Annotated in this window: 17 protein-coding genes; 7 read left to right on the top strand and 10 right to left on the bottom strand. The window is 66.8% G+C overall.

Annotation, left to right across the window (positions count from 1 at the left end):
- Positions 1 to 52: 52 nt before the first annotated feature.
- From DESUT3_RS01645 to DESUT3_RS01630, 4 genes are all read left to right on the top strand, one after another.
- On the top strand, positions 53 to 1,294 hold the full coding sequence (locus DESUT3_RS01645) for a porin (RefSeq protein WP_221250735.1): 1,242 nt from the start codon (positions 53 to 55) through the stop codon (positions 1,292 to 1,294).
- Between the two features lie 110 nt (positions 1,295 to 1,404).
- Positions 1,405 to 2,211: an extracellular solute-binding protein gene (locus DESUT3_RS01640; RefSeq protein ID WP_221250734.1), complete on the top strand. Its 807-nt coding sequence runs from the start codon at positions 1,405 to 1,407 to the stop codon at positions 2,209 to 2,211.
- Positions 2,212 to 2,294: 83 nt separating this feature from the next.
- Positions 2,295 to 3,038: a hypothetical protein gene (locus DESUT3_RS01635; RefSeq protein ID WP_221250733.1), complete on the top strand. Its 744-nt coding sequence runs from the start codon at positions 2,295 to 2,297 to the stop codon at positions 3,036 to 3,038.
- A gap of 11 nt (positions 3,039 to 3,049) precedes the next feature.
- Entirely contained in the window at positions 3,050 to 3,250 is a 201-nt protein-coding gene (locus tag DESUT3_RS01630) for a hypothetical protein (protein ID WP_221250732.1), read from the top strand.
- A gap of 6 nt (positions 3,251 to 3,256) precedes the next feature.
- Here the strand turns inward: DESUT3_RS01630 and DESUT3_RS01625 are convergent, their stop codons facing one another.
- From DESUT3_RS01625 to DESUT3_RS01600, 6 genes are all read right to left on the bottom strand, one after another.
- Positions 3,257 to 3,691 (bottom strand): hypothetical protein, encoded by a 435-nt coding sequence (locus DESUT3_RS01625; RefSeq protein ID WP_221250731.1) that lies wholly within the window; start codon positions 3,689 to 3,691, stop codon positions 3,257 to 3,259.
- A gap of 324 nt (positions 3,692 to 4,015) precedes the next feature.
- Positions 4,016 to 4,783, bottom strand: coding sequence for a carbonic anhydrase (locus DESUT3_RS01620; RefSeq protein WP_221250730.1), 768 nt, complete (start codon positions 4,781 to 4,783; stop codon positions 4,016 to 4,018).
- Between the two features lie 153 nt (positions 4,784 to 4,936).
- The gene (locus tag DESUT3_RS01615) at positions 4,937 to 5,257 is read right to left on the bottom strand and encodes a heavy metal-binding domain-containing protein (RefSeq protein WP_221250729.1); all 321 of its coding nucleotides are present in this window, start codon (positions 5,255 to 5,257) and stop codon (positions 4,937 to 4,939) included.
- Entirely contained in the window at positions 5,254 to 6,168 is a 915-nt protein-coding gene (locus tag DESUT3_RS01610) for a GGDEF domain-containing protein (protein WP_221250728.1), read from the bottom strand. Before DESUT3_RS01610 ends, DESUT3_RS01615 begins: the two co-directional genes overlap by 4 nt.
- A gap of 179 nt (positions 6,169 to 6,347) precedes the next feature.
- Complete coding sequence (locus DESUT3_RS01605; RefSeq protein ID WP_221250727.1) at positions 6,348 to 6,842, bottom strand: hypothetical protein; 495 nt, start codon at positions 6,840 to 6,842, stop codon at positions 6,348 to 6,350.
- Positions 6,843 to 6,872: 30 nt separating this feature from the next.
- A complete protein-coding gene (locus DESUT3_RS01600; protein ID WP_221250726.1) occupies positions 6,873 to 7,049 on the bottom strand; it encodes a hypothetical protein in 177 nt (58 codons plus the stop codon).
- 222 nt (positions 7,050 to 7,271) lie between these two features.
- Here DESUT3_RS01600 and DESUT3_RS01595 point away from each other — a divergent pair, with 222 nt between their 5' ends.
- Genes DESUT3_RS01595 through DESUT3_RS01585 form a run of 3 tightly spaced genes read left to right on the top strand, consistent with a single transcriptional unit; the run spans position 7,272 to position 11,469 of the window.
- Complete coding sequence (locus tag DESUT3_RS01595; protein WP_221250725.1) at positions 7,272 to 9,521, top strand: glucosidase family protein; 2,250 nt, start codon at positions 7,272 to 7,274, stop codon at positions 9,519 to 9,521.
- Positions 9,518 to 10,807 (top strand): glycosyltransferase, encoded by a 1,290-nt coding sequence (locus DESUT3_RS01590; protein WP_221250724.1) that lies wholly within the window; start codon positions 9,518 to 9,520, stop codon positions 10,805 to 10,807. The genes DESUT3_RS01595 and DESUT3_RS01590 overlap by 4 nt, the downstream gene beginning before the upstream one ends.
- Positions 10,804 to 11,469: a lysophospholipid acyltransferase family protein gene (locus DESUT3_RS01585; RefSeq protein WP_221250723.1), complete on the top strand. Its 666-nt coding sequence runs from the start codon at positions 10,804 to 10,806 to the stop codon at positions 11,467 to 11,469. Before DESUT3_RS01590 ends, DESUT3_RS01585 begins: the two co-directional genes overlap by 4 nt.
- A 224-nt stretch (positions 11,470 to 11,693) precedes the next feature.
- Here the strand turns inward: DESUT3_RS01585 and DESUT3_RS01580 are convergent, their stop codons facing one another.
- The 4 genes from DESUT3_RS01580 to tkt all read right to left on the bottom strand — a co-directional run bounded on the left by DESUT3_RS01580 (position 11,694) and on the right by tkt (position 16,855).
- Positions 11,694 to 12,842 (bottom strand): ABC transporter permease, encoded by a 1,149-nt coding sequence (locus tag DESUT3_RS01580; protein ID WP_221250722.1) that lies wholly within the window; start codon positions 12,840 to 12,842, stop codon positions 11,694 to 11,696.
- 1 nt (position 12,843) lies between these two features.
- Positions 12,844 to 13,767 (bottom strand): ABC transporter ATP-binding protein, encoded by a 924-nt coding sequence (locus DESUT3_RS01575; RefSeq protein WP_221250721.1) that lies wholly within the window; start codon positions 13,765 to 13,767, stop codon positions 12,844 to 12,846.
- Positions 13,760 to 14,746 carry an HlyD family secretion protein gene (locus DESUT3_RS01570; RefSeq protein WP_221250720.1) on the bottom strand — a complete coding sequence of 329 codons (987 nt, stop codon included), beginning with the start codon at positions 14,744 to 14,746 and terminating at the stop codon, positions 13,760 to 13,762. Before DESUT3_RS01570 ends, DESUT3_RS01575 begins: the two co-directional genes overlap by 8 nt.
- A gap of 117 nt (positions 14,747 to 14,863) precedes the next feature.
- On the bottom strand, positions 14,864 to 16,855 hold the full coding sequence (tkt, locus tag DESUT3_RS01565; protein ID WP_404827030.1) for a transketolase: 1,992 nt from the start codon (positions 16,853 to 16,855) through the stop codon (positions 14,864 to 14,866).
- Between the last annotated feature and the right edge of the window lie 204 nt (positions 16,856 to 17,059).

The following is a 17,059-nucleotide window of genomic DNA, read 5'->3' as shown; positions in this document are numbered from 1 at the left end:
GTTGTTTTTGGTAATTTTTGGTAACTTATTTGCTCAAGGAGGAACAACAAGGATGAAGAAACTCTCTCTGACCCTGACTGCGGCCCTGGCCGCACTGCTGCTGGCCGCCACCGGCCAGGCCAAGACCCTGGAGGATATCCTCAAGGAAAAAGGGGTCATAACCGCCGAAGAATACGCCGAGGCCAACAAGAACAAGAGCCTCGTCTCCTACCAGCCCGGCAAGGGGATCGTGGCAGAGAGCGCCGACGGCAACTACCGCGCCCAGATCGGCGGCTACGCCCAGCTGCTCTACACCTTTACCGACTTCGACAGCCAGGCCAAGGACGACACCAGCGACTTCAACATCCGCCGCTTCAAGCTGCAGCTGCAGGGCAACCTGGTGAGCAAAAAATTCGGCTACAAGTTCCAGGGCGACATGAAAAACGGCTTCACCACCGAGGACGCCTTCATCAACTATGAGTTCGCCGCCCCCTTCACCCTGCAGTTCGGCCAGTTCAAGCCGGCCCAGGCCCGCCAGGAGCTGACCTCGGCTTCCCGCCAGCTGTTCCCCGAGCGCTCGCTGGCCAACGACACCTTCAACCTCGGCCGCGACCTCGGCATCGAGGCTTCCGGGGACATCGCCGGAAAACTGCTTGAGTACCGGGTAGGCCTGTTCAGCGGCAACGGCCCCAACACCAGCAACCCCGACAACCACCACATGCTGGCCGGACGCCTCGACTTCAACCCCCTGGGCGAATACAAGATGGACGAGGCCGGTTGGCCCAGCGACAAACCCAAGCTGAACCTGGGTGTCTCCTCGGCCTGGTCCAAGATCAGCGAAGCCGACGTCGCCGGCAACTTCAACCGCGACAACGACGTCATGGACGTGGCCCTGAACCTCGACGGGCTGACTGCGGCCAACTTTACCACCAGTTTCGGCAACGACCTCACCTGGCTGCTGTGGACCACCAACCTCAACGCCACCTGGATGGGCATCAGCTTCGCCTCCGAGTACTACCATCTCAACGCCGACCCCGACCTGGGCGACGACTGGAACGCCGACGGCTACTACGTGCAGGCCGGCTACCAGCTGATCCCCTCCAAGCTCGAGCTGGGCGTGCGCTATTCGGCGATCGAGTCCGACGACTCCACCGCCTCGGCCAAGTTCGACAAGTCCCAGATTCAGGGGGGCGTCAACTACTACTTCGTCAAGCACAACGCCAAACTCCAGGCCGACTTCACCCATGTCGACGACGACCTGGTGGCAGACAACGATGACAACATCTTCCGTCTTCAGGCCCAGTTCAGCTACTGAGCCCTGCGCCCCCGGCGGGCCTAATCCGCCGTAGCGGCTAAACTCGTAACAGACGGCCGGGGCCCGCGGGCCCCGGCCGTTCCTCCCCCTTAGAGAAAGGAGCCTCCACCATGCATCGTCTGCGTATTTTGTGTCTGGCCCTGGTCGCCCTGCTGCTGGTCGGCGGCGTCGCCGGCGCCGAAGAGCGCCTGCGCCTGGCCACCACCACTTCCACCGAAAACTCCGGGCTGCTCAAGGACCTGCTCCCCCCCTTCGAGGAGCAGAACAACTGCAAGGTCGACGTCATCGCCGTGGGGACCGGCAAGGCCCTCAAGCTCGGCGAGGCCGGCGACGTCGATGTGGTGCTGGTCCATGCCCGCGCCCTCGAAGACAAGTTCGTGGCCGAAGGCTACGCCCTCGAGCGCAAGGACGTCATGTACAACGACTTCGTGATCCTCGGCCCCGCCGCCGATCCCGCCGGGGTCGCCGGGATGACCGATGCCGCCGCGGCCCTGCCGAAAATCGCTTCCGCCAAGGCCACCTTCGTCTCCCGCGGCGACCAGTCGGGGACTCACACCAAGGAGAAGGAACTCTGGCAGGCCGCCGGGGTGAGCCCCGCGGGCGACTGGCACCTGGAAGCCGGCCGCGGCATGGGCGAGGTCATCAACATGGCCGACGAGCGCCAGGGCTACACCCTCGCCGACCGCGGCACCTACATCGCCTACCAGGAGAAGACCAACCTCAAGGTGCGGGTCGAGGGTGACGAGCGGCTCTTCAACCCCTACGGGGTCATGGCCGTCAACCCGGCCAAGCACCCCCACGTGAAAAAGGAGCTGGCCCAGGCCTTCGTCGACTACCTGATCTCGCCCGAAGGGCAGAGGCGGATCGCCGAATACCGGGTGAACGGCCAGCAGCTGTTCTTCACCTATTCGAAATAGGGAAAACCGAAAACCATCTGCAATCCCTGTAAAGAGCCGTCGGTCCCCGCACCGGCGGCTCTTCTACCCTGGGAGGCCGCCTCATGAATATTCTCATCTCGCTTGACGACACGGACAACCTGGAGAGCCGCGGGACCGGCGCGCTGGCCTCGCAACTGGCCGGGGAGCTGGAGGGCAACGGCTGGGGCCGCGCCGGGTTCGTCACCCGCCACCAGCTGCTGGTGCACCCCGACATCCCCTACACCTCGCACAACAGCGCCATGTGCTTTCCCGCGGAATTGAGCGGCTGCACGCTGGAGCAGCTCATCGAGCACGCCGCGCGCTTTCTCGAGCGCGAGAGCGCCCCGGGCTCCGACCCCGGGCTGTGCGTGGCGGTTCCGGCGCGCCTGGGCGACGCCGGGGCCCTGCTTGAATTCGGCCGCGCGGCCAAGACCCGGGTACTGGACAAGGCGCAGGCCTACCGGCTGGCCCGGGAGCTGGGTATTCACCTCTCCGAGCACGGCGGCAGCGGCCAGGGGGTGGTCGGCGCCCTGGCCGGTGCCGGCCTGCGCCTGGGCGGCAACGACGGCCGCCTCAAGGGGCGCCTGCATTTCCGGGACGAAGAGCAGGTGCTAAGCGTGGCCGAGCTGTGCGCCCACCCGCTGGTCGACGGAGTGCAGAGCCTCGAAGGCCTGCCCCTGGCCGCCGACGCGCGGGTCTGGCTGGGCGAAAAGGTAAAAACCGTGCTCCTGGGAGGCAGGTCGATTTTGCCGGTGGTCCCCCGGGCCGCCGAGGGAGCCGGGGCGCCCTGGCAGACCTGCCCCCGCCAGCAGCTGAAAGGATTTTGAGGAGGGAGTCTATGTGGCGAATGGATGAATCGGGCGGCAAGCTGTTTGCCGGGGGGCAGGAGGATTGGACGGCAGCGGCCAGGGAGGCGGATAATTGCGGCAGCTTCCGGGCCGACGAGGAGGATGAGCAGACCGCCGAGCAGGCGCGCTCCTGCTACAACTGCCGCTACCGGCGCTGGACGGCGGCGAGCTTTACCTGCATGGCGGGCTGATCCCGGCTACTGACCCGTCTGCAGGATCCCCACGACCTGGCCGGCCCGCTCCTGCAGCACCGGAGCCCCGGCCAGGGCCTTCCCCAACAAGCTCCCCTCGCCCAGCTGCCGGGCGAAGTCGACGAACGCCTCGCGAAAGGCCGCCCCGGAGGCCATCTGCTGCAGCAGCGCCGCGGTGGCGCGTACCTCGGCCAGCAGCGCTTCCAGGTCGGCCGGGTCGCAGCGGGTGGCGAACTCCCGGAAAAAATGGTGCAGATTGTTGCGGAAGAAGTCGAACAGCTCCGCGCAGAAGGGGTCCTCTGACAGCAATCCGTGCTCCACTGCCCGGATAATGTGCAGTTGATTGATCTTTTCCGGCGAACGGGCGGCGCTGGCCACCGCGTAAATAAGGACCAGGGGCGTCAAACAGATCTGGCGGACTTCGCTTTCGGACAATTGCATCGGTTCAAATTTCCCTTTGTTTTCGGCTGCTTGAACTTTCACCAGGGGGGGGGGCCAGGATTTCGCGGGCCTACGCGGCGCGGGCCCCGGTGAAAGACGGCGGATAGGTTCTGCCCTGACTGCATCGCAAGACCTGTGCCTCGGCCCCGGATTTCTCTTTAGTATTTGATGCTTCTCCTCCCCCTTCAAGGGGGAGGGCGTTTGAATGAAAACGATTTTCCCCTTCGTGTATCTTCGTGGTAAATAAAGATTTATAAACAAAAAAACCGGCCGCCTTTCTCTTCGGAAAGGGGCCGGTTTTTTCTATTGGCTCTGAGCTGGGGCTTAGCGCTGCAGGGTGCGGCCGTAGAGGAGCTGCACCGGGCGGTTGTTGTGCCCGTGCATAAGCTCGGAGAACTTCTTGACCTGCTCGGCGGAGACGGTCATCGGCTGCTGCAGCAGCATCCATTTCACCCCTTCGGTGCAGGGGGGGGTGGTCAGGGAGCCCGACCAGGAGTAGTAGTCCTTGCTCTCGGGAAGCATCTCCATGACGTTGACGGTCTCGTTGGAGACAAGGATGTCCGAATTGGGCAGGGCCGGCATGTGGGTCCAGAGCTGCTCGATCACCGAGTTGGCCGCGCCTTCGTCGAACAGCACCCCGACCACCGCCAGCTTGCCCGACTCGTCGGCGTGGACCAGGTGGGCTTCCAGGGGGAAGAGCTTGCCGTCCACGGCGTTTTCGCTGAGGGTGTGGAAATGGAACTGCTTCAGGTCGTAGGTCTGGCCGGCCACGGTGATCTTGCTCCCCGGAGCGTAGTTGACCTGGATGGTGTGGCCGTTGTTGACCATCTTTACCGGGGTCGCCTGGTAGGAGAAGTCGATAACCGGCAGGTCGACGTCTTCGGCCTCGGCGACGCTGATATCAATGGGCGACTGGCTCTGACCGTCCTTGCAGGCGGCGAATTCAGGGGCCATTTCCCCCCAGTGCTCGGGGGCACCTTCGCCGGCATAGCCCCAGTGGGGCTTACCCCCGTGACCGCCGCTTTCGCTGGCCCAGGCCATTCCGCCGCAGCTCAGAGCGGCAATCAGTGCACCAATCAACAGCTTCTTCATTTTTTCTCTCCTCCCTTGAATTGAGGGGTATCCCCGAAACTCCGGCCTCGCTTCGCGCTCTTTACGGAGCTGGCCCGTTCCGGGCTGAAATTAAAATCCGACAATAAATACAGGTTTTTCCCCTGGTTGTCAACGCCGAGGGGCGGGCGTCGGCTAGCCGACGCGCACCGCGGTGCCGCTGACGCTGACCATCAGCATGCCGTTTTTCTCGCCGAGCACTTCGTAGTCGATGTCCACCGCGACCACGGCGTTGGCCCCGAGCTTTTCAGCCGCCTCCTGCAGTTCCTCGAAGGCCAGCTCCCGCGCCCTGCGCAGCTCCTTTTCATAAGCTCCCGAACGCCCGCCGACGATGTCACGGATGCCGGCGAACAGGTCCTTGAACATGTTGGCGCCGAGCACCGCCTCGCCGGTAACGACTCCGAGGTAGTCACGAATCGCCTTGCCTTCGATATTGGGCGTGGTGGTCACGATCATCGGTCTGCTCCTTGCGGTTGAGCGATCGAGATTCCCGGCCTGGCCTCCTGCTGAGCCGATACCCGGTCATAGTGAATGGCATTTTTGCCCGCAGCCTTGACCGAATACATCAGGTCGTCAGCCCGGCGAATCATCTCCTCGACGCTCGAAGGCGGCGCCTCGCAAACCAGGACACCGATACTGAAAGTCACCGGCCAGCCGAAGCGCGCCATTTCGGCAAGCAGTCCTTCGCGCAGTTTGGGCAGAGTCGCCTCGGCCGAGGCGACGCCGGTTTCCGTCAGCAGCACGGCGAATTCGTCGCCCCCCAACCGCGCCACGACGTCGGTGCTGCGCAGGCTGGCAGCGAGATTCTGGGCCACCACCTTCAGCAGTTGGTCGCCTTCGCGGTGCCCGAAGCGGTCGTTCACCTGCTTGAAGTTGTCCAGGTCGATGTAAGCCAGGGTGAACGGATGGCGATAACGCCTGGCCCGCTGCAGTTCCCGGGTGGACAGATCGTAAAAGGCGCGGCGGTTCAGAGCGCCAGTCAGAAAATCGGTGCGGGAGATCTCGCGCTCTTTTTCCAGCAACTGGCGCAGGCGGGCCAGAAGCAGGCCGACCACGATGAAAAAACCCAGCCGGGTTCCGGTGTTCCACCAGGGGATTAGAGGATGGGAGAAGGTTTCGCCGGCCAGAAAGTTGGCACCCCACCACACGACGGAGCTGGAGATGGAGAAAAAAACCACCCATCGGTGCCCTATGAACCAGGCCACGAAAGAGACAGGAATCAGGTAAAAAAATGCGAAGGAGATCTCGCTGCCGGTCAGGTAATCGACGACACCGAGCAGAAACATGGTGATCAGAACGGCCCCGAGCTTGGCCGCACGGCTCCACCCCTCCAGGGCATCGAGGATCGCGGCAAAGCGCTCATTCATGGCATCCTCCCTTGGCCTTTCATCAATAGGCCTGCCACGTTGGAAACGGGGATCGGGCCCCAACAAGGACAGCGCCCAAGTATCGACCCCCCATTGAATAAAATCAACAGTTTTCAGGAATTTACTCACCGCTGATCCGGGGGATCAGTTAGCCGGTGGCTCAGCGGGCAATTCCTGTTTTAGTCTCCCGGATTGCGCCACTGCAGCGACTCACCGGTAAAAGGGTCAAAAAGGTAATCAGGTGGAAAGGGCTGGCCGGTGCGCGGGTTGGTCTTGACCCGCCCCGGTTTTCCGGAGAAGGAGAGGGTATGGAAGCTCTGGTTGCCGAGGACGAACTCGCGCTCCTGGCGGGTGGCGGGGTCGAGGGTCCAGTAAAGGACCCGCTTGTGCTGGCCGGGGGTGCGCAGTTCGGCCTTTTCGACCAGCAACGTCTTGCCCTGGCGGGTGGTGGCCCGGCAGGTGCGGTCGCCGAGGTATTCAATCTTCCTCAGCTCGGCGAACTCGAAGGCAACCTCGCGCCCGCCGGCAACCCCGGAGAGAACTCCGCGGGCGCTGATGCGGGAGATGGCGACCGTCCTGCCGGCTGGATCGATGAGCTGCCCGGAAAGGTACTCCTGGGCCGAGGCTGGCCCTGCGAGCAACAGGGCGAGAACGAGCAGAAGCCATGATTTCATGCAGACACCCTCCTTTGGTCGGTGAGGTGTTCATGACATAACACGAAAAAGTATCCGCGACAACCGCCTGCAAACCTCCCTGAAGCCCTGGAAACTGACAGCCCGGCAACCGGCCAGGCTCGACTCCCGGCAGAGGCTGCCGACCTCGACCAGCCCCTCGACCTCATCGCAGACCGCGCCGACCTGCTGCTGAGCGAGTCGTTTCAAGATCGCCTCGCCTCCGCACCCGGGTCCCGATCCCCCTCTGGATCGAACCCTTGCTGGCCATACAGTTCCTCGGAACCGACGAGGCGTGCCATTCCCCAGGTTCTCCCGGCCGGGCCCGGCCCCGGCATCGCGCACCCCATGGTGCCCTTGAAAATATTGCATTCTAGATTAATTTATACTTACGGAAGGGCTTGTCAATTTGCCTCAACAAGGACCGTCTTCATGTTTCTGCGCTGGTTTCCCTGGAAGCAGCTGGTAAGCCGCATGGCCAAGTCCCGCGGCATGGTCGACCCCGTCGGCCTGCTTTCCCGGCTGGAGAGCTTCGGCCAGCCCATCGAGGTCCGGGAGCCTCTGGAGCTGCTGCGCGCCGGGGTGGTCTTTCATGCCCGGGGGCTGCTCAACACCAGCGCCATCCAGCACAACCTGGACTGGATCTGGCCCTACTGGGTCGAGCGCCAGTACGATCCGCTGGACCCTTCCTTCATCCCCCGGGCGTTCTCCATCACCCACATCAACCTGACCCACCGCAACTGGACCGCCATCGGCACCCCCGACGAGGATCAGCTCCCCATCGTCGATCCCCGGGGCCTGCTCACCCCCTTCTATGACGGGTGGTCCCTGGACTACTGGCTGGTGCGCAACGGGGGCACCTGGCTGGTCCCTTCCCAGCTGGAAAGGGTGGAGCAGCGCCTCGAGTTGCTGCGCGGCCTGGCGGTAGTCACCACCGCCCGCCAGCAGGACCAGGAGCTGAGCGCCCGCGCCTCGGTGGAGCTGGAGAGCGGGGCCCCGGTCTGCCGGCTTGAACTCGCGGCGCGCAGCCTGGAGCCGGCCTGGCTTGTCGTTTCGCTGCGCCCCTACAACCCCGAGGGGATCAGCTTCGTCCACCGCATCGAGGCCGAAAACGGCCTGGGCGGCTGGCGGATCGAGCGCCAGCGAAGCATCCACTTCGACCCGCCGGCGCAGAGCTTTCGTTTTTCCGACTACCACCAGGGGGACGTGCACACCAGGCTGTTCCACAACGATCCGGCCCAGGCGATCAGCTGCAAGGTGGGGATGGCCACCGCGGCGGCCCTCTACCCCGTGGACGGGTCCGGAACCAGAGTCCGGGTCGACATCCCCCTGGAGACCCGGTCCCGCTTCGGCCGCCGGGCGGCCAGACGCCCCCCCTGGGCCGAAGCCCTCGCCGGCGGGGCCACCGCCCGCCTGCCCGACCCGCGGTTCCAGATGCTCTTCGACGCAGCGGTCCGTTCGCTGCTCCTGCATTCGCCCGGCGAAGTCTATCCCGGGCCCTACACCTACAAGCGCTTCTGGTTTCGCGACGCCGCCTTCATCCTCCACGGGCTGCTCTGCCTCGGCTTCAGACAACGGGTGGAGCGGGTGCTCGACAGCTTCCCCGCGCGGCAGACCGCGGCGGGCTTTTTCTTCTCCCAGGAGGGCGAGTGGGATTCCAACGGCGAGGCGCTCTGGATCATGGACCGCTTCTGCCTTCTCACCGGCAGGAGGGCCAAGGAGGAGTGGGTCCAGGCCATCCAGCGCGGAGCCCGCTGGATCCAGCGCAAGCGCCTCCCCGAGGGGGGTGACCCGCGCTACGCGGGGCTGCTTCCGCCCGGTTTCAGCGCCGAGCACCTCGGGCCCAACGATTACTACTACTGGGACGATTTCTGGGGTGTCGCGGGACTGCGCGCCGCCGCCGAACTGCTCGAGTCGCGCCAGCAATCCACCCTCGCGGCAGAGCTGCTCGACGAGGCCGACCGGTTTGAGGCAGCCATCGCCCGCAGCCTGGAACTGGCCGCCGAGCGTCTGGGGTGCCCCGGCATGCCCGCCTCCCCTACCCGGCGCCTGGACTGCGGGGCCATCGGCTCGCTGGCGGCGGGCTACCCCCTGCAGCTGTTCGAGCCCCACGACCCGCGGTTGCTTGCCACGGTGGAGTTTCTGCTCCAGCGATCCCTGGTCGGAGGCGGATTTTTCCAGGATGTCATCCACTCGGGGATCAACCCCTATCTCACCCTGCACCTGGCCCAGGTGCTGCTGCGGGCCGGCGACCCGCGGGCCCTCGAGCTGTTTCGGACCGTGGCGGAGCTGGCCTCGCCTACCGGCCAGTGGCCCGAGGCGGTGCATCCCCGCACCGGCGGCGGCTGCATGGGCGACGGCCACCACGTCTGGGCAGCCGCCGAGTGGATTCTGATGCAGCGCAACGCTTTTTTCCGTGAGGAAGGCGGCGCTCTGATCCTTGGCTCGGGCATCTTTCCCGAGTGGCTCGAGCAGGAGGATTCCATCGCCTTCGGCCCGGGCCCCACGGCATTCGGGCCGATAACCCTGACCATCCGCCCCCGGGGGGACCTGATCCGGGTCCAGTGGGACGCCGAATGGCGCCGGCCGCCGGAAGCCATCGAGGTGCGGCTCCCCGGTCACCCACCGGTGGTGGTCGGCCCGGAAGTCTTCACCATCGATCTGCAGCGGGCGGCCCCATGAACATCCTCATGTTCACCAACACCTACGCCCCCCACGTCGGCGGGGTGGCGCGCAGCGTTCAGGGGTTTTCCCGGGAATTCCGCCGCCTGGGCCACCGGGTGCTGGTCGTTGCCCCCAGGTTCGAGGGGACGCCGGCAAATGAAGCCAACGTGGTGCGCCTGCCGGCCATCCAGCATTTTTCCGGCAGCGACTTCTCGGTGCCGGTTCCGCTCCCGGGTCGGGTGAGGCAGGCCCTGCGGTCGCTGCAGCCGCAGCTGATCCACTCCCACCACCCCTTTCTGCTCGGCGACACCGCCCTGCGGATCGCCGCCGCCCGCGCCCTCCCCGCGGTCTTCACCCACCACACCCTCTATGAACGCTACACCCATTACCTGCCGGGCGATTCGCCGCGCCTGCGCCGCTTCACCATCGACCTGGTCAGCGGCTACTGCAACCTCTGCGACGCGGTCATCGCCCCGAGCCGCTCGCTGGCCGAGCTGCTGCGGCAAAGAGGGGTGCTCACCCCCATCGAGGTGATCCCCACCGGGGTCGACCTGGGCACCTATACCCCGGGCGAGGGGGGCTCCGTAAGGCAGAGACTGGGCATCCCCAACCAGGCCTTCGTGGTCGGGCACGTGGGGCGGCTCGCCGAGGAGAAGAACCCCCTGTTTCTGGCCCGCGCCACCGTCCGCTTCATGTTGGGCGAGCCTCACGCCCGCCTGCTGCTGGCCGGCGCGGGCCCGGCCCGCGAGGCCATGATCCGGATCTTTACCGAGCAGGGCCTGGGGAAGCGGTTGCACCTGCTCGGCAACCTGGAACCCGCGGCCCTGGTGGAGACTTACCGGGCCATGGACGTGTTCGCCTTCGCCTCGCAGAGCGAAACCCAGGGGATGGTACTGACCGAGGCCATGGCCACCGGCACCCCGGTGGTGGCGGTGGACGGGCCCGGGGTGCGCGAGGTGGTGCGTGACCGCTGCAACGGCCGACTGCTGACCCGACTGGAGGAGTGTGGCTTCGCCGAGGCCCTGGCATGGGTTGCCGGGAGAACCGGCGAGCAGCGGGAAATGCTGCGCCAGGAAGCCCTGGAAACGGCACGGGGTTTTGCCATGGAACAGACCGCGCGAAAGGTGCTGGGGCTTTACCAGCGGCTGATCGCCGAAGGGCCGCGCAGCCGGGAGACCGAGGCCGGGCACTGGGCCACGGCCCGGCGCTATTTCGGGAAGGAGTGGAAACTTCTGCGCAACCTCGCCCACGCCGCCGAGGATGCCCTGCGCAGCGAAGGCTCCGCGGCCGAGGCCAAGCCATGAGCGGAACCCTCCGCCAAGCGCCGGCCGCCCGCCTGCTCAGCCTGACCTTGGTCCTGGTGCTCAAGGCCCTGCAGCAGAGTTGGCGCGTCGAGGGCATCGGACTGGAGCGTTTCGACGCGCTGCTGGCGCGGGGCGAGCGGGTGATGGTCGCCTTCTGGCACGGCAAATACCTCCCCCTGTTCACCCTGCTGCAGGGGCGCAGAGGCTGCATCTTCGCCAGCTGCTCCTTTCGCGGGGAGATCATCTGCGGCATCTGCCGGCATCTCGGCTACGAGTGCGTCCAAATCCCCGAGGGGGGCGGCGACCGGACGCTTGCCCTGATGCTCGAGGTCCTGAGCGGCCGCCAGGTCGCGGCCCTCGCCGTCGACGGACCCCGCGGCCCCTATCACCAGGTGCACCGGGGGGCCATCCTGCTCGCCGCGCAACTCGGCATGACCCTGCTTCCCGCTTCCTTTGCCGCCAACCGCAGGACGATCCTGACCATCCGCTGGGACCGGATGGAAATCCCGCTCCCCTTCAGCCGGCTCGGCCTGGCCTTCGGCGAACCGCTCCGGATCCCCCGGGAACTGGGCGGCCTGTCCTTCCAGGAGTGGCAGGCACGCCTGCATAATGACCTTGAAGAGGCCGAACGCCGGGCGAACTCCATCCTCGCGGCCAAGTAATTGGCGGAGTATTCTGGCAGCGGAATTTCAGGGCCAGAAGCGAAACAGGGGGGGAATTGAAAATCGTGTTGGAATGCTGATCCCTCCCGTGAACGGCAGTCTCTCACGCGAAGCCGCGAAGAACGTGAAGGGATTCAAAAGATATATTCTTTCTTCGCGGCCTTCGCGGCTTCGCGTGAATCCTGTTTTTCTGGTGGCGAAGGCCAGATAAAGGGACGGGGCCGCTAATCCAGCGTCCGCCGGAAGCGCTTGAGGCCGATGGCCAGGGCCACCGCCAGGAAGGCGGCGATGGGCCAGAGGTTGGGCAGGATCTCGGTCAGTCCGTTGCCCTTGAGCAGGATGCCACGCACGATGCGCAGGTAGTGGGTGAGCGGCAGCACCTCGCCGATGCGCTGGGCCCACAGCGGCATGCCGCGAAAGGGGAACATGAAGCCCGAGAGCAGGATCGAGGGGAGAAAGAAGAAAAACGCCATCTGCATCGCCTGCAGCTGGTTGCGGGCCAGGGTCGAGAAGGTCAGTCCGACCCCGAGGTTGGCGGCGATAAACAGCAGCGAGACGGCCAGCAGCAGCGGCAGGCTCCCCACCAGCGGCACCCGGAACAGGTAGTGGGCGGCGAGCAGGATGAAGCCCATCTGCAGGTAGCCGACGATGATGTAGGGCAGGATCTTGCCGATCATCACCTCCAGCGGCCGCACCGGGGTGGCGAGCAGGTTCTCCATGGTGCCCCGTTCGCGCTCGCGGGTGATGGCCAGGGCGGTGATGATCACCAGGGTCATGGTCAGCACCACCCCCATCAGCCCCGGGACGATGTTGTACTGGGTGATGGCCTCGGGGTTGAAGCGCGGGTGGACGATCACCTCCAGCGGCGCCTGCTCCCGGCGCAGGTGGCGCAGCGGCCCTTCGAGGTCGCGGGCCAGGGCCGACTCGGCGAGCACCCGGAAGGCGGCCAGGGCGTTGCTGGTGGCCGCCGGGTCGGTGGCATCGGCGGTCAACAGCAGCGCCGGGCGCTCGCCGCGTATCAGCCGGCGGGAGAACTGCTCGGGGACGCTGAGCACGAACTGGACCTCGCCCAGTTCGATGAGCCGCTCGGCCTCGGCCTCGCTGTCCACGCTCTTCACCAGGCGGAAATAATCGCTGTTGCCCATGGCGGCGACGATGCTGCGGGCGAACACCCCCTGGTCGGCGGTCAGCACCGCGGTGGGCAGGTGGCGGGGGTCGGCGTTGATGGCGAAGCCGAACAGCACCATCTGCATGATCGGGATCCCCAGCATCATGGCGAAGGTCACCCGGTCGCGGCGCATCTGCACGAACTCCTTGCCGACCATGGCCCAGAAGCGCGCGAAGGAAAATCTCAGCAGCCCGCCCCGCCCCATCTCAGCTCCCCCCGCGCCCCTGCATCAGGCTGATGAAGACCTCCTCGAGGTTGGTCTGGGTCCGCTCCCAGCGGTAGGCGCCCTCGGCGCGGAAGGGGCCCAGCGACTCGGCCAGCAGCGTGGCGTCGTGGCCGCTGACGTGCAAGGTGTTGCCGAAGGGGACCACCTGCTCCACCCCCGCTACCCCCTTGAGCCGCTCGGCCAGCTCGTGCATGCGGCGCCCCGACACCGCCCAGGTCGAGAGCCCCGCGGCGGCCACCACCTCCTCGGCGGTGCCGGCGGCGAGCAGGTCGCCGTAGGCCAGGTAGGCCAGGCGGTGGCAGCGCTCCGCCTCGTCCATGTAGTGGGTGCTGATCAGGGCGCTGATTCCTTCGGCGGCCAGGGCGTAGACCTGGTCCCAGAAGTCGCGCCGGGCCTTGGGGTCGACCCCGGCGGTCGGCTCGTCGAGCAGCAGCAGCCGGGGCTGGTGCAGCAGGCAGGCGGCCAGCGCCAGGCGCTGTTTCCACCCCCCGGAGAGGGTCCCGGCCAGCTGCGCGGCGAAACCTCCCAGCCCCATGCGCTCCATGATCCGCTCGACCGCCCGCCGGCGCCCGGCGACGCCGTAGACCCGGGCCATGAAATCGAGGTTCTCGCGCACGCTCAGATCCTCGTAGAGGCTGAAGTGTTGGGCCATGTAGCCGATCTGGGGCTTGATCTTCTCGGCCTCGCCGAGCAGGTCGTAGCCGAGGCAGACGCCGCTGCCCGCATCGGGGCGCAGCAGCCCGCAGAGCATGCGGATGAAGGTGGTCTTGCCGCTGCCGTTGGGGCCGAGAAAGCCGAAGATCTCCCCCGGCTCCACGCGCAGCGACAGGCGGTTGACCACCACCTTGCCGGAGAAGGACTTGGTCAGCCCCTGCACGTCGATGACCGGCGCCGCCTCACTCATGGCCGCCCTCCAGGCGCACCTCGACGGGCTGGCCGGGGTGGAAGCGCCCGGCGACGCCCGGGTCGGGGCGGGCCTCGACCAGAAACACCAGCTTGGCGCGGGTTTCGCGGCTGTAGATGACCGGCGGGGTGTATTCGACCTGGGGAGAGATGAAGCTGATGGTCGCGGGAAGCGCCCCACCGCTGCCGTCGAAAGAGACCGCCAGCGGCAGGCCGAGCCGCAGGGTGCCGACCACCGGCTCGGGGACGAAGAAGCGCAGCTTGATGTTCCCCGGCGGCAGCAGGCTGACCACCGGGTAGCCGGCGGGCACGAACTCGCCGGGCTCGAACAGGGTGTCGAAGACCAGGGCCGCCTGCGGGGCGGCCTGGTTTTTCTGCAGCCAGGCCCAGCGGGCCTCGTCGAGCCGCGCCCGGGCCGCCTCCAGCTCGGCCCGCCCCGCCTCCACGGCGTCGCGGCGCGAGCCGAGCCGGGCGGTTTCCAACTCGGCCTGCAGCTCGGCCACTGCCGCCCGGTTACGGCGCAGGTCGGCCGCGGCCCGGTCGAGTTCCTCGCCGGAGATGACCCGTTGCTCAAACAGCTCTTGGCGCCGGTCGAATTCCTTGAGCGAAAGCTCCAGAGCGGCCCGGGCCTGGACCTGCCGGGCGCGGAGCGCCTCCAGCTCGCTCGGCCGCTGCCCCTTGCGCAGGTCCTCCAGGCGGCTTTCGGCGCGGACCTCCTCCTGCTCGGCCGCCCTGAGCGCTGCCTGCTCCTGTTCGCGCTCGAGGGCGAACAGGGCAGTCCCCCGCTCCACCCGGGCGCCGCGGGCCACCGCCAGGGTTTCCAGCTGCCCGGCCAGGGGCGAGGCCACCAGGACGTACTCACCCTCTGCGTAGCCTTGGAAATAATCTGCCGGCGGCTCGGTGCACCCTGAGAACAGGGCCGCAAGAGCCCATGCCAGAGCCAGCAGGGGCTGTCCAATCCCCAATGATCGGATGGCCATGGGAACTGCCCTTTCCGGCAACATGAGGAAATCAGGCAGGTTTCCTGCCCGGGGTTGACTCCTCCCGCCCTGCGACCCCCCGGCAGCGGGCCCCGCCTGCGTGGAGCGCCCCGGGATTCAGCCGAGCATGCCCAGGGCCCGCCGCAGGATGTTTTCGGCCGTGAAGCCGAATTGCGCCAGGGTCACCTCGCCCGGGGCCGAGGCGCCGAAGCGGTCGAGGCCCACCACCTCTCCCTGCAGCCCGACATAGCGGTACCAGCCGAGGCTCGCCCCCGCCTCGACGGCCAGGCGGGCGGTAACCTGGGGGGGCAGCACCCTGTCGCGGTATTCCCGAGATTGCTTGTCAAACAGTTCACAGGAGGGCATCCCCACCAGGCGAACCCGGCGTCCCTCGGCGATGAGCTGCCGCCAGGCCGCCAGGGCCGGGTGAACCTCGGAACCGGTGGCGATCAGGATCAGCTCGGGGCTCCCCTGAGGCGGGTCGGCCAGAACGTAGCCGCCGCGGCGCAGCCCGACAGCCGGAGCGAGCTGGCTGCGGTCGAGGACCGGAAGGTTCTGGCGACTCATCACTAGCAGCACCGGACCGTCATCGATCTGCATGGCTACCTTCCAGGCTTCCGCCACCTCGTTGGCATCGGCCGGGCGGATGACCGTCAGGTTCGGCATGGCCCGGAAACTCGCCAGCTGCTCGATGGGCTGGTGGGTGGGTCCATCCTCGCCGACGGCGGTGGAATCGTGGGTGAAGACGTACTTGACCGCCAGGCGGCTCAGGGCCGCAAGGCGCAGGGCGGGGCGCAGGTAGTCGGAAAAGATCAGAAAGGTGCTGCCGAAGGGGATGATGCCGCCGTGGGCGGCCATGCCGTTGAGAATCCCGCCCATGGCATGCTCCCTGACGCCGAAGGCGATATTGGCCCCGGCATAGCCCCACTCCCCCTTTTCGGCTCCCTGCAGGCTGTCGCTGCCGCAGCCGGGACGCTGGAAGCAGCCGCGCCCCTTGAGGGCGGTTTTGGTCGAAGGGTCGAGGTCGGCCGAGCCGCCGATCAGGTTGAAGACCCGCGGGGCGATGGCGTTGAGCACTTGGCCGCCGGCGCTGCGGGTGGCGATCGGCTTGTGGTCGGCGGCGAAGCGGGGAATGTCCCGGTCCCACCCGGGGGGGAGCTCGCCGCGGATCGCCCTCCCCCATTTCTCGCGCAGGTCGGGCCAGCGATCGTCGTATTCGTGCATCATCGCCGCCCAGGCCGCCTCCAGCTTCGCTCCCCGCTCGACGGCCTGGCGGAACTGGGCGATCAGCTCCTCCGGCAGATGAAAGGGGGGCTCCTCGGGCCAGCCGAGGTTGCGCTTGGTGGCCCGGACCTCCTCGGCCCCCAGCGGCGCGCCGTGGGCCTCGAAGCGGTCCTGGAAGCGGGGGCTGCCGAAGCCGATATGGGTGCTGACCATGACCAGCGAAGGGCGGGCGTTCTCTCGCCGCGCCTCGGCGAGGGCCCGGTCGATGGCTGAAAGGTCATTGCCGTCGGCCACCCGCAGCACCTGCCAGCCGTAGGCCTCGAAGCGCCGACCCACGTCCTCGGTGAAGCTCAGGCGGGTGTCGGCGGCCAGGGAGATATGGTTGTCGTCGTAGAGAAAGATCAGCCGGCCCAGCCCCAGGTGCCCGGCCAACGAGGCCGCCTCGGCGGCGATCCCCTCCATCAGGTCGCCGTCGCTGCAGATGCCGTAGGTATGATGGCCCACCACCTCGAAGCCGGGCCGGTTGAAGCGCGCGGCCAGGTAGCGCTCGGCAATGGCCATGCCGACCCCGTTGGCGAAGCCCTGGCCGAGCGGGCCGGTGGTCACCTCCACCCCCGGGGTCTCGCCCCGTTCGGGGTGGCCGGGGGTGAGGCTCTCCCACTGGCGGAAGCGCTTGAGCTCTTCCAGGGAAAGCTCGTAACCACTCAGGTGCAGCAGGGCGTAGAGCAGCGCCGAGCCGTGGCCGGCGGAGAGGATGAAGCGGTCGCGGTCGGGCCAGGCGGGGTTTTTCGGATTGCAGCGCAGGTGCCGGGTCCAGAGCACGTAGGCCATGGGGGCGGCCCCCAGGGGCATCCCGGGGTGCCCCGAATCGGCCTGCTCGACCATGTCGAGCGCCAGAGCGCGCAGGGCATTGACGCAGCGGGTATCGAAATCTGAAAAGGGTCTGGATGCGCTCTCCGTCACGATGCCGCTCCTTTCTTGCAGTTCGGCCAGCAGGGGATGAAGCACCTTGGAGGCGGGACTCGGCCCGGTCACCGGCTTCCCAATTAATTCTAACCGACTTGGGAAGACCTGCTCAGCCGGCTGGAA

Source organism: Desulfuromonas versatilis, assembly GCF_019704135.1.
GTDB classification, from domain to species: Bacteria; Desulfobacterota; Desulfuromonadia; order Desulfuromonadales; family NIT-T3; genus Desulfuromonas_A; species Desulfuromonas_A versatilis.
The sequence above is the reverse complement of the archived record's forward strand: the minus strand, read 5'-3'. Positions and strand labels throughout refer to the sequence as shown.